This is a genomic window from Streptomyces dioscori (genome assembly GCF_003024195.1).
Lineage (GTDB): Bacteria > Actinomycetota > Actinomycetes > Streptomycetales > Streptomycetaceae > Streptomyces > Streptomyces dioscori.
Genome location: NZ_KZ679062.1, coordinates 43,018 through 55,072, shown reverse-complemented (window position 1 = coordinate 55,072; position 12,055 = coordinate 43,018). Strand labels below are relative to the sequence as shown.

The window sequence follows — 12,055 nt, the reverse complement described above, 5'->3', positions numbered from 1 at the left end:
AGTCGATCGAGTCCCACTGGTTCGGCATACCGCGTATGCACTGGTCGACCGGTAAGAGGGAGGTAAGTCCTAGGTGGTTCCATCAGTTTCGGGGACACTCGGGCGGGAGTCGCCCTCTGCGACGTCGCACAACTGGAAGAGTTGCATCCATGCAGGTCTGGCCTGGACAGGCGTACCCACTCGGTGCCACGTACGACGGCGCCGGAACGAATTTCGCGGTCTTCTCGGAGGCCGCGGACCGGATCGAGCTGTGTCTGCTGCACGACGACGGCTCGGAAACGGCGATAGAGCTGCGCGAGACCGACGCGTTCGTCCGGCACGCGTACCTGCCCGGCATCATGCCGGGCCAGCGGTACGGCTTCCGCGTGCACGGTCCCTACGAACCGGAGCGGGGGCAGCGCTGCAATTCGGCGAAGCTGCTGCTCGACCCGTACGCGAAGGCCATAAGCGGCAGCATCGACTGGGGCGAGGAGGTGTACGGCTACCACTTCGAGTCGCCCGGCAAGCGCAATGACCTGGACTCGGCACCCCACACGATGAGCTCCGTGGTGGTCAATCCGTACTTCGACTGGGGCGACGACCGGCGCCCGCGCACGGAGTACCACCACACCGTGCTGTACGAGGCCCACGTGAAGGGCCTCACGATGACGCACCCCGGGCTGCCCGACGAGCTGCGCGGCACATACGCGGCGCTCGCCCACCCGGCCGTCATCGAACACCTGACCGAACTGGGCGTCACGGCCCTCGAACTGATGCCCGTTCACCAGTTCGTGAACGACCACCGTCTCGTCGACATGAGCCTCAACAACTACTGGGGCTACAACACGATCGGCTTCTTCGCCCCCCACAACGCGTACGCGTCCTGGGGCGACCGCGGACAGCAGGTCCTGGAGTTCAAGTCGGCCGTCCGCGCACTGCACGAGGCGGGGATCGAGGTCATCCTCGACGTGGTCTACAACCACACCGCCGAAGGCAACCACCTGGGCCCGACCCTGTCCTTCAAGGGCCTCGACAACGCCTCGTACTACCGCCTCACCGACGACCCCACCTACTACATGGACACCACGGGCACGGGGAACTCCCTGCTCATGCGGTCCCCGCACGTACTCCAGCTGATCATGGACTCGCTGCGGTACTGGGTCACCGAGATGCACGTCGACGGGTTCCGCTTCGACCTGGCGGCCACCCTGGCCCGGCAGTTCCACGAGGTGGACCGGCTGTCCTCGTTCTTCGACCTCGTCCAGCAGGACCCGGTCGTCTCCCAGGTGAAGCTGATCGCCGAGCCCTGGGACGTCGGCGAAGGCGGCTACCAGGTGGGCAACTTCCCACCGCTGTGGACCGAGTGGAACGGAAAGTACCGCGACACCGTACGGGACATGTGGCGCGGCGAGCCACAGACGCTCGCCGAGTTCGCGTCCCGGCTGACCGGGTCCTCGGACCTCTACCAGGACGACGGACGGCGTCCGCTGGCCTCCATCAACTTCGTCACCTGCCACGACGGCTTCACGATGCACGACCTCGTGTCGTACAACGAGAAGCACAACGACGCGAACGGCGAGGACAACAACGACGGCGAGAGCCACAACCGCTCGTGGAACTGCGGGGCCGAGGGCGACACCGACGACCCGGACGTCCTGGAACTGCGCGGGCGCCAGATGCGCAACTTCACCGCGACGCTACTGCTCTCGCAGGGCGTGCCGATGCTCAGCCACGGCGACGAGTTCGCGCGCACGCAGCACGGCAACAACAACGCGTACTGCCAGGACACGGAACTGTCCTGGGTGCCGTGGCCCGAGGACGGCAGCGAACTGCTGGAGTTCACCCGCGCGATGGTGCGGCTGCGGCGCGAGCACCCCGTGTTCCGGCGGCGGCGGTTCTTCCACGGGCGGCCCGTGGAGGGCACCCACGACGATCTGTCGGACATCGCCTGGTTCACACCGGCCGGTGAGGAGATGACCCAGGACGACTGGGACTCCACGCAGGCGCGGGCGCTGTCGGTGTTCCTCAACGGCAACGCGATCTCCGAGCCGGGGCCGCGGGGTGAACGCATCAGCGACGACTCGTTCCTGATGCTGTTCAACGCCTCGCCGAAGACGCTGGAGTTCGTGGTGCCGGTGAACCATGGGCGGCAGTGGGAGGTGGTCGTGGACACGGGCCGGTCCGCGGGCGTGGCGCCCGGGACCGGGGCGAAAGTGAAGGCGGGTGACCGGTTGTCGCTGGTCGACCGGAGCATGGTGGTCTTGCAGCGACCCGCTTGAGCGTGCAGGGTCGGCTGCGGGCCTGTGGGGGTGACCCGCGCAGTTCCCCGCGCCCCTGATGGGGCGCAGCCCCTCCTAGGGGCGCGGGGAACTGCGCAGTCTTTTGGCTTTGCGCGGCACGGGCGACGCGGCGGCCAGCCCGGTCTTTCAGGGGCGCGGGGAACGGCGCGAACGGCCCCCGCCGGGCCGCACCCGGCAACGTGACACGAAATCGTGTGGGACGGGTACGTAAGGTTCCATGACTCCTGTCGTGCCGACCGCCACCTACCGCCTCCAGCTCCAGCCGGACTTCCCCTTCGCCGCCGCCGCGCAAGCGGTCCCGTACCTGGCCGGGCTGGGCGTCTCCCATCTGCACCTGTCCCCCGTCCTGGAGGCCGTCCCCGGCTCGGGACACGGCTACGACGTCGTGGACCCCGCCCGCGTACGGGAGGAACTGGGCGGCGAGGCGGGCCTGCGAGCCCTGTCGCGCACCGCCCGCGAACACGGCCTGGGGCTCGTCCTCGACATCGTGCCGAACCACATGGCGATGTCCCCCCGCCACAACCACCCCCTGTGGGAGGTGCTGAGGGAGGGCCCCGACTCGCCGTACGCGCGCTGGTTCGACATCGACTGGGCGGCCCAGGGCGGCCGTGTCCTGCTGCCGGTGCTCGGGGCTCCCGTGGGCGCGGTCACGGGCGACCTGGTGGTCGACGGGGACGTCCTGCGCTACCACGACCACGCGTTCCCGCTGCGGGCCGGCACCGCGGAGCTGCCGCTGCCGGAGCTGCTGGACGCCCAGTGGTACCGGCTCGCGTGGTGGCGCCTGGCCCGGACCGAGCTGAACTACCGGCGGTTCTTCAGCATCTCGGAGCTGATCGGGGTGCGGGTCGAGGACCCGGAGGTCTTCGACGCGACGCACGGCAAGATCCTCCAGCTGCTGGACGAGGGGGTCGTCGACGGGCTGCGCATCGACCACCCGGACGGCCTCGCCGACCCGGACGCGTATCTGCGCCGGCTGCACGAGGCGACGGGCGGGCGCTGGACGGTGGTGGAGAAGATCCTCGCGGACGGCGAGCCGCTGCCCGCCGCCTGGCCGGTCGCCGGGACCACCGGCTATGACGCGCTGCGGCACATCGACGGCGTTCTCACGGACCCGGCGGGCGCCGGGGAACTCCTCGGCCAGTACCGGCGGTTCGCGGCCCCTCAGGCCGACCGCGGGGGCGTCTGGGAGGCGACGGTGCGGCGGGCCGCGTACAAGGTGGTCCATCACGAGCTGGCCGCCGAGACCGACCGGCTCACCCGGGAGGCGGACCGGCTGTGCCGCACGTCCGCGGACCCCGTGCTGCGCGACCGAGCCCCCTGGGCCCTGCGCACCGCGCTGCGCGAACTGCTCGTCCGGCTGGAGGTCTACCGGCCGTACACCTCCGGGGACGCCGCGTCGGTCCTCACGGAGGAGGCCGCCCAGGAGGCGAAGCAGGCCTTCAAGATCCCCGAGGAGGCGCAGGCCGTCGATCTCGTACGGGATCTGGTGCTGGGGCGTGTCGGCGAGGGGCCGGAGTTCGCGGCGTTCCGGGCCCGGTTCGCCCAGCTCTCGTCGGCGCTGCGGGCCAAGTCCGTGGAGGACACGGCGTTCTACCGGTACGTACCGCTGCTGTCGGCGACCGAGGTGGGCGGCGAGCCGGGGTTCCCGGCGGTGTCCCCGGAGGACTTCCACGCGTACTGCGCGCGCGTGCAGCGCGACTGGCCCGCGACCGGCACCGCGCTGTCCACGCACGACACGAAGCGCAGCGCCGACGTACGGGCCGCGATCTCCGTGCTCACCCAGGCTCCCGCCCGCTGGGCCGACCTGCTCGCCGAGGTGACCGGGCGGACGGCGGCCGAGGGCGTGGCCGCACCCGATCCTCAGGTCGCGTGGGCCGCCTGGCAGACCGCCGTCGGGCTCGGTCCCGCGGACGGCGAACGGCTGCGGGGGGCGCTGCTGAAGCACATCAGGGAGGCGGGCCTCGGCACGGCGTGGACGGAGCAGGATCCCGCGTACGAGGAGGCCGTGGCGGACTTCCTGAAGGCGGGCCCGTGCGGGGCGCCCGGGCAGCGCGTCGCCGAGTTCAGGAGGTCGCTGGAGCCGTACGTGCGGGCGAACGTCCTCGGGGCCGCCCTGGTCCATCTGACGATGCCGGGGGTGCCGGACCTGTACCAGGGCACGGAGGCCGAGTACCTGGCCCTGGTGGACCCGGACAACCGGCGGCCCGCACACTTCCCGCCGGGGGACTCGGAGGGCGTGGGCGGCCTGTCCGCTCTCTCCGCCGAGAAGGCCGCGCTCACGGAGGCCGCCCTGCGGCTGCGACGGCGGCGGCCCGCGGTGTTCGGCGAGTCCGCCGCGTACGAGCCGCTGCCCGCGCGGGGCCCGGGGGCCGCGCACTGTCTGGCCTTCGCGCGCTCCTCCGAGGTGGTCACGGCCGTCACCCGGCTGTCGCTGCGCCTGGAGGAGGAGGGCGGCTGGCGCGACACGGAACTGCCGCTGCCCGCCGGGCGCTGGACCGATCTGCTCGCGCCCGGAAAGGAGTTCACGGGGCACGCACGCGTGGAGGCGCTTTTCGGACGGTCACCCGTGGTGCTGCTGGAGCGGGTGGGAGACGATCCGGTGCCCGCCGGCTGACGGGCGGCGCCGGGGCGCCGACGCGGCCGGGTCCGCCGTACGGAGTGACATCGGCGCCCCGGACACCCGTAAGTGCTGCTGGGCGCTCCCCGGAGGCGCCCCTCGACATACTTGACAGTTCATCCGGTCCGTGGAGTACTGCGGATTGCGACGCCGGGCGGACCAAGTCGGGGGTGAGTCTCCTGCCGGAGCTGCGCTACCCCAGTGTGACCGAACTCGAACGCTCCGCCCGGGCGCTGGCCGCCCATCGGCCGGGCCTGTGCTCCCTCCGGCGGATCGGCGCCTCGCGGGCCGGCCGGCCGCTGTGCCTGCTGTCCGTGGGCCACGCCGAGCGTGCGGTGCTGGTCGTCGCGGGCGCCCACGCGAACGAACCCGTGGGCGGTGCCACCCTGCTGGCGCTGGCCGAACGGGTCGTGCGCGAGCGGCGGCTGCGGGACGACACCTCCTGGCACTTCCTGCTCTGCGCGGACCCCGACGGCGCCGGCCTCCATGTGACGCCGGCGCCACGCACCCTGCTCGACTACCACCTCGGCTTCTTCCGCCCCGCCGGGCCCGAGCAGCCCGAGTGGTCGCCCTCGGTGCTGCCGCCCGGCCGGCTGCCGCCCGAGACCCTGGCCCTCATCCGGGTCATCGACGAGCTGCGCCCCTACCTCCAGGTGACGCTCCACGGCACCGACCTCGGCGGCAGCTGGGTCCAGCTCACCCGCGACATCCCGGGCCTGGCCGAGCCGTTCGGCAAGTCCGCGGCGGAGCTGAACATCCCGGTCGAGACGGGCGCCTCGGACGCGGCCGGCTGGCCGGCCTCCGGACCCGGCGTACATGTGATGCCCGCGCCCGGCACGCATCCGGCGCATCTGAGCATGCCGGACGACGCCCGGGAGAGCACCTGGTACCGCGCCCATCTGTACGGCGGCCTGACCGCGGTCGTCGAGGTGCCGATGTGGGCGAGCGACCTGGTGGACGATCCCACGCCGCATCCGGCGCCCGCGGCGGCGATGGGCCGCCTGGCACGCCGGCTCCTCCGGGACGCCCAGCAGGTCGAGAGCGTCCTCACCGAGGCGCTGCCGCGTCTGCCGGGTCCGGCGGGGCCGCTGCTGCGGGCCGCCCGGTGGGCGCTGGAGCTGGTTCCCGGGCTTGCCGTCGACTGGGTCCGGCCGCCGCCCGCGCACACCACGATGGCGCACGTGGGCAGCGTGGACGCGTTCGGCCGACGGCTTCCGCTGCGGGCCGCGGCGATGCTCCTGCGGGTCCTGCGGGAGGCCGACGACCGTGCCGCGCCCGCCCTGGAACACCTCGTGGGGTCGTGGAGCGAGGCCTTCGCCCGGCGCTTCCGGGCGCGCTGGGTGCCTCTGGAGCAGCAGGTCGAGCACCAGAGCCGCACGGTGCTGGCCGCCGCACGGCACGCGCGCGACGGAGCACCGTGAGACTCCCCCGGCCGCGGTGTCGGTGCGGTCGGCTCGGTCAGCGCGGCAGGGCGAACACCGCTCCCGTCCGCGCCGCCAGCACACAGGAGTTGGCGAACGTCTCGTCGTACGCCACCGGGTGGCCGCCCCACTCGCCACGCGCGGAGACGGACACCGGCGCGTAGACCATCGGGCAGAAGGTGTCCCGGAGCGGGATCCGCCCGACGTCGCCGTGCGCGGCCCGCAGTTCCTCGCAGGCGCGCACGGCCTGCTCGTGTCCGCGGGGCGGGTCGCAGAGCAGGAGCGTGCCGCGGAGGTCGCCGGAGCTGGGCTCGCCCTTCGCGACCGTCACATAGAGCCAGTCGCCCGAGGGCGCCTGAGGGAGCGCCGCCGCCCGGGCCGGCACCGGCCCCGCCACGAGGAGTGCGCAGGCGGCCAGCAGGAAGGCCCGTACCGCCGCGGTCGCTTTCTGGTTGTTCGTCATTGCCTGTGCATCGGCACGCGGGGCCCGCGGGCGCACCCCGACTCACTCGAACGGCACCTCGGCCCTCGTCGCGGGTCTGCCGGCCGGACGCGTCCCGAGACCCCGGTGGCGGGCCAGGTCGAAGGCGGCGAGCACCACCCGCGCCTGGTACTCGGCCTGCCGCGCGACCGGGATCCAGCGCGCCCCGTGGCCGTCGTGGTAGTCCGCGCACCAGTCGTCGATGAGCCGGTCGAGGTCGTCCGCCGCGCCGTACGGGTCCGCTCCGGCGGCGGTCGCCAGCTGGTGCAGCAGACCGGCCGTGCGCAGCGCTATCCGGCGGGCGGAGATGCGCAGCGCGGTCAGCCCGGACGTGGTGAGCGGCGGCAGCGGGCGGACCGCGCCGGCGGCGTCCGTACCCGGGCCGGTGTCGGGGTCGAAGGAGTCGGCGAGGCCGGGGCAGACCAGTACGTAGTCGTCGACGGGCGCGAGGAGCCGGTCGACGTCCCCGGCCGCGCCGTGCGCCGTGGTCAGGTGGGGGCGGATCCGGGCCAGCAGGTCCTGGAGCAGGGCCGTGTCGTGGCGCAGGGTCCTGGCGACGTCCCGCAGGGCGCCCTCGCTGTCGGCGGGCGCCGAGGGGTCCTGCACGGTCGCCACGCCCCACATGGGCGCCTCGACGACCGCGGTCACCGTCCCGTACGGGTGCGGGTGGAACCAGGTGGACTCGACGGCCGCCTCCGTGATGGCCGCGGCGAGGTCGCCGCGCGTCGGGGGCGGGATGCGGTAGACCGCAGGCCCCAGGACGGGCCAGTACAGCGTGTCGTACGGGGCGAGTTCGAGGGGGATGTCCAGGCGCGTCGCGATGTGCGCGAGCCTCGGTGCCATGCCGGGCAGGTCGCGGGTCAGCTCGACGAAGCCGCCGCCCACGTCGACGCCGTGCAGGGAGCACTGGAAGAAGGGCCGCAGCTCGTCCTGGAGGGCGAGCAGCGCGCGGGTCTCCGGCAGCGCGGCCCCCGCGGCGCCGTCGGGCAGCCACTCCGGCTGTTCCATGAAGCCGGGACGGAAGAAGTTCCGGAAGTGGTGGCCGAGGGTGTACGGGCCCGCCAGCCAGCCCTCGTTGCGGCGGGAGCCGTCGGGGTCGAGGCAGAGCAGGAGGTTCCAGGTGACGTCGGCGCCGTCGCACAGCCGGGGGTCGGCCAGGGCCCGTTCGGCCAGGCGCAGGACGGTGGCGCCGCCCACCGGTTCGTTGGCGTGCGGGCCGGCGACGACGAGGACCTGGCGGCTGCCGTGTCCGACGGACAGCAGCCGCAGCGGAAGTCCGGCCCGGGAGGTGCCCACCTGGCGCAGCCGGGCGTCCCGCGGGCGGCGGCTCACGAGCGCGGCGGCCCGGACGCCCAGTTCGTCGACGGAGGGGTAGCGGAGGAGTGGCGGCAGGGTCTTACCTCCGCAACGAGTTACCACCGGTTCACTTGGTGTGCATGGTGTACGCACAGTGAGTCACGAAGGGCGGAGGTACGTCAACAGTCGGTGCGGATAGAAATATGCACACTCGTCGGGCTTCTGCGGGCCGGCCTCGGTGGAGGCGGCGCTTCCGCCCGCCGGGTCCGGAGCCTGGACCGGCCTGGGCCGCCCTGGGCCGCCCTGGGCCCGTAGGCCTAGTCCGCCGCGAGCCGGAAGACCATGCGGCCGAAGCTGACCTGGTCGCCGACCTGCACGACCGCCGCGCCGATCACCCGCCGCCCGTTCACGGCGGTGCCGTTGGTCGAGCCGAGGTCGCGCAGCACCCACAGGCCGCCCTGGCGGGTGAGTTCGGCGTGCACGCGCGACACCGTCTCGTGGCTGAGCCGCAGCCCGCTGGCCGGGTCGCGGCCTATCCGCAGCGGGTAGCGGCTCTCCGGCCGGGGCAGCAGCAGCTTGGGGAGCCGCTCGGCCTGCCAGGCGCGGCGCAGCCGCACGGAGAACCCGGAGACCGCCTCGACCGTGCCGAACAGCAGCCGCGACCAGCGGCTCTCGGCGCGCAGATCCGCGGTGAGCGCGGCGAGTTCGTCCGAGGTGCGGGCGGCGAAGGCGAGTTCCATCCGCAGGAGGAACGTGTCGTGCGACAGCCTCCCCAGGGCGGCGCCCTCCCGCAGCGCCTTGAGCGTCCTGTCGCGCTCGGCGTCCGACAGCCGCGCGGGAGCGGGAGAGATGTGGAACTCCGAGGACGACGTCACGCAGCCGATTGTCTGGCAGCGCGGCCGGAGTGTCCAGAAAACAGAGCACTTCAGGGCAGTGCGCACTGCGGGTACGGCCGTTTCGCGTCGCCCGATCGAGGGGATCCGAAGGTGAATTGATCTCGTTTGACGCACCATGGGACCGGCGAGGTCACGGTGAGCAGACGAGGGAGAACCGTCCGTGCAGTTCGAGGTGTGGGCACCACAGGCCGATCGCATGACGCTCCACTGCGCGGGCTCCACGCGCGCGTTGGAGCCTGATCCGCAGCGCCCGGGGTGGTGGACGGGCGAGGCCGAGGCGCAGGACGGCACGCGGTACGGGTTCGCGGTGGACGACGGTCCGGTGCTGCCGGACCCGCGGTCGTACCGGCAGCCGGACGGACCGGACGGCCTGAGCGCGGTCGTCGACCAGGAGCGGTACGCCTGGCGCGCGGACTGGGCGGGGCGCGGGCTGCCGGGCGCCGTGCTGTACGAGCTGCACGTGGGCACGTACACGCGCGAGGGGACGCTGGACGCGGCGGCCGAGCGGCTCGGACACCTGGTGGAACTGGGTGTGACGCACGTCGAGTTGATGCCGCTGTGCCCGTTCCCGGGGCAGCACGGGTGGGGGTACGAGGGGGTGTCGCTGTGGGCCGTGCACGAGCCGTACGGCGGCCCCGAGGCGCTGAAGCGTTTCGTCGACCGGGCCCACGAACTGGGTCTCGGGGTCGTCCTGGACGTCGTGCACAACCATCTGGGCCCTTCCGGCAACTATCTGCCCGCCTTCGGGCCGTACTTCACCGACACGCACCACACGCCCTGGGGTTCGGCCGTGAACCTGGACGCGCCCGGCTCGGACGAGGTGCGCGCGTTCCTGCTCGGCAGCGCGCTGTCCTGGCTGCGCGACTACCGGATCGACGGGCTGCGCCTGGACGCGGTGCACGCCCTGTACGACACGCGCGCGTGCCACTTCCTGGAGGAGCTGTCGGCCGCCGTGGACGGCCTCTCCGAGGAAGTGGGCCGGCCGCTGTTCCTCATCGCCGAGTCGGACCTGGGCGACCCACGGCTGATCACGCCCCGCAAGGAGAACGGGCTCGGGCTGCACGCCCAGTGGAACGACGACTTCCACCACGCGTTGCACACCGCGCTGACCGGTGAGAAGCAGGGCTACTACGCGGACTTCGGCCGGGCCCCGCTCGCGGCGGTCGCCAAGACGCTGACGGCGGGCTACTTCCACGACGGCACGTACTCCAGCTTCCGGGGGCGGCGGCACGGGCGGCCGCTCGACCGGACGCGGGTCGCGGGGCACCGGCTGCTCGGTTACTCGCAGACCCACGACCAGATCGGCAACCGTGCCCTGGGCGACCGGCTCGCGGCCTCCCTCTCCCCCGGGCTGCTGGCCTGCGCGGCGGCGCTGACGCTCACCGGGCCGTTCACGCCGATGCTGTTCATGGGCGAGGAGTGGGCCGCGGGGACGCCCTGGCAGTTCTTCACCGACCACACGGATCCCGAGCTGGCGGACGCCGTGCGGCGGGGCAGGCGGCGGGAGTTCGGGTCCCACGGGTGGGCCGAGGAGGACATCCCGGATCCGCAGGACCCCGCCACGCGTGAACGGTCCTGTCTCGACTGGTCCGAGCCGGAGAAGGGGGTGCACGCGCGGGTGCTCGCCTGGTACCGGGAGCTGATCGCTCTGCGGCACGCGCAGGCCGACCTCACCGATCCCGATCTCGCGGACGTCAAGGTCGCGTTCGACGAAGGCGCGCGGTGGCTCGCCTTCCGGCGGGGGGATGTCCGGGTGGTCGTGAACCTCGGGGCGGAACGGGTGCGCATTCCGCTGGGGACGCGGCCCGCGCGGGTGCTCGCCGCGTGGGAGCCGGTGGATGTCCCCGGCGGGGACGGGCTGTTGGGGGTACCTGGGGAGTCGTGCGTGGTGCTGCTGCAGGGCTGAACCCGGGTGCGGCCCGGTGGGGGCCGTTCGCGCAGTTCCCCGCGCCCCTTAAAAGCCAAAAGATTGCGCAGTTCCCCGCGCCCCTGATGGGGGCGCGGGGAACTGCGCGGCCCGCCCCCACCGGGGCCGCAGACGGATCACCACGCCTCGTCCGTGAGGCGTTCCAGCAGGATCGCCTCCCACGCGTGGGCGAGTTGCGCGCGCAGCAGCGGCACGGCGCTGTCGTCGTGGTGACCGTCACCGAGCCGGTCCGCGAGCCGCGTCAGCGTGTCGCAGCGGGCGAGCCAGAGGCCGCGCAGACAAGGCCGGGCCCCGTAACCGGCCAGGGTCGCCGCCCGGACAGCCGCAGGCGCGCCCACCGCCACCGCGAGCCCCGCGATGTCCTCCGTGGGATCGCCGACCGCCGCGTCCGTCCAGTCCAGGACACCGCGGACCCGCCCGTCACCACTGACCACGAGGTGCTCGCCCTTGAGGTCGTGGTGGACGAGGAACGCCGTACCCGGCTGCGCCGCGAGCTGCACGACCCCGCCCGCGGTGAGCTGCTTCAGCCGAACGGGGTCGAACTCGTCGGCCTCGGCGAGCCGTTCGGCCGCCCGCTCGGCCGCGGTCCGCAGCGTTTCGAGGGACCGCGGCGTCGCGCGGGGCACACCGAGCGTCTCGGCCTGGGGCCCCGGCACCTCGCGCAGCCCGCTGAGCAGCCCCGCCAGATCGGCCTCCCCCACCGCGGAGACGTCCCGCTGCTCGCCGGACCCGCCGGGGATCAGCGTGTCGAGCGTGTACGTCAGCCCGCTCGCCCATTCACCGTGGGCGACACTCACGGGGACGGCGACGCCGATGTGGGGGCGTACCAGCTCACGCAGTCGCAGTTCGCGCCGCTGGCGCCGGGACGCCTCGCGGTCCGGGGCGAGCCGCAGCACATGCCGTGCGCCCACGAACCAGGTGGAGTGCTCGCCGCCCTCGGCGACGGGCGCGATCCGGAGTCCGCCGCCGTCCGGGCGCGGCGGGTCCGGGAGGGGGCTGTCGTGCAGCGGGGAGTCCTGGAGCAGGGAGCGGACGACGCGTCGCACGGTGTCCGCGGTGGGTGTCGCTGCCTGGGTCATGGTCGCGCCGTCCGCCGAAGGGGAGTCCGGGGTGCGGGAGCCGCTGTCCGGCGCCCGCC

At 73.3% G+C, this 12,055-nt stretch carries 8 protein-coding genes; 4 read left to right on the top strand and 4 right to left on the bottom strand.

All coding sequences use genetic code 11. The features are described 5' to 3' along the window. Positions 1 to 149 precede the first annotated feature (149 nt). From glgX to C6Y14_RS40965, 3 genes are all read left to right on the top strand, one after another. The gene (gene glgX / locus C6Y14_RS40975; protein WP_107022019.1) at positions 150 to 2,258 is read left to right on the top strand and encodes a glycogen debranching protein GlgX; all 2,109 of its coding nucleotides are present in this window, start codon (positions 150 to 152) and stop codon (positions 2,256 to 2,258) included. Positions 2,259 to 2,496: 238 nt separating this feature from the next. Then, a complete protein-coding gene (gene treY / locus C6Y14_RS40970; protein ID WP_107022018.1) occupies positions 2,497 to 4,893 on the top strand; it encodes a malto-oligosyltrehalose synthase in 2,397 nt (798 codons plus the stop codon). 173 nt (positions 4,894 to 5,066) lie between these two features. Continuing rightward, entirely contained in the window at positions 5,067 to 6,317 is a 1,251-nt protein-coding gene (locus C6Y14_RS40965) for a M14 family zinc carboxypeptidase (RefSeq protein ID WP_107022017.1), read from the top strand. 37 nt (positions 6,318 to 6,354) lie between these two features. On the opposite strand, the gene C6Y14_RS40960 is transcribed toward C6Y14_RS40965, so the two are convergent. The 3 genes from C6Y14_RS40960 to C6Y14_RS40950 all read right to left on the bottom strand — a co-directional run bounded on the left by C6Y14_RS40960 (position 6,355) and on the right by C6Y14_RS40950 (position 8,969). Then, positions 6,355 to 6,780 (bottom strand): SSI family serine proteinase inhibitor, encoded by a 426-nt coding sequence (locus C6Y14_RS40960; RefSeq protein WP_107022016.1) that lies wholly within the window; start codon positions 6,778 to 6,780, stop codon positions 6,355 to 6,357. A 42-nt stretch (positions 6,781 to 6,822) separates the two neighbouring features. Further along, positions 6,823 to 8,217, bottom strand: a complete 1,395-nt coding sequence (locus C6Y14_RS40955; protein WP_225891535.1) for a M14 family zinc carboxypeptidase — start codon at positions 8,215 to 8,217, stop codon at positions 6,823 to 6,825. 194 nt (positions 8,218 to 8,411) lie between these two features. Continuing rightward, a complete protein-coding gene (locus C6Y14_RS40950; RefSeq protein ID WP_107022015.1) occupies positions 8,412 to 8,969 on the bottom strand; it encodes a DUF1707 and FHA domain-containing protein in 558 nt (185 codons plus the stop codon). Positions 8,970 to 9,150: 181 nt separating this feature from the next. On the opposite strand from C6Y14_RS40950, the gene treZ reads away from it, so the two are divergent. Beyond that, positions 9,151 to 10,896 carry a malto-oligosyltrehalose trehalohydrolase gene (gene treZ / locus C6Y14_RS40945; RefSeq protein ID WP_107022014.1) on the top strand — a complete coding sequence of 582 codons (1,746 nt, stop codon included), beginning with the start codon at positions 9,151 to 9,153 and terminating at the stop codon, positions 10,894 to 10,896. A gap of 137 nt (positions 10,897 to 11,033) precedes the next feature. On the opposite strand, the gene C6Y14_RS40940 is transcribed toward treZ, so the two are convergent. Then, positions 11,034 to 11,996 carry a phosphotransferase family protein gene (locus C6Y14_RS40940; protein ID WP_107022013.1) on the bottom strand — a complete coding sequence of 321 codons (963 nt, stop codon included), beginning with the start codon at positions 11,994 to 11,996 and terminating at the stop codon, positions 11,034 to 11,036. Between the last annotated feature and the right edge of the window lie 59 nt (positions 11,997 to 12,055).

What these genes read in the sequence shown, in the direction of transcription:
- treY (WP_107022018.1), top strand. Translation starts at nt 2,497, where the DNA reads ATGACTCCTGTCGTGCCGACCGCCACCTACCGCCTCCAGCTCCAGCCG.
- glgX (WP_107022019.1), top strand. Translation starts at nt 150, where the DNA reads ATGCAGGTCTGGCCTGGACAGGCGTACCCACTCGGTGCCACGTACGAC.
- C6Y14_RS40960 (WP_107022016.1), bottom strand. Translation starts at nt 6,780, where the DNA reads ATGACGAACAACCAGAAAGCGACCGCGGCGGTACGGGCCTTCCTGCTG.
- C6Y14_RS40940 (WP_107022013.1), bottom strand. Translation starts at nt 11,996, where the DNA reads ATGACCCAGGCAGCGACACCCACCGCGGACACCGTGCGACGCGTCGTC.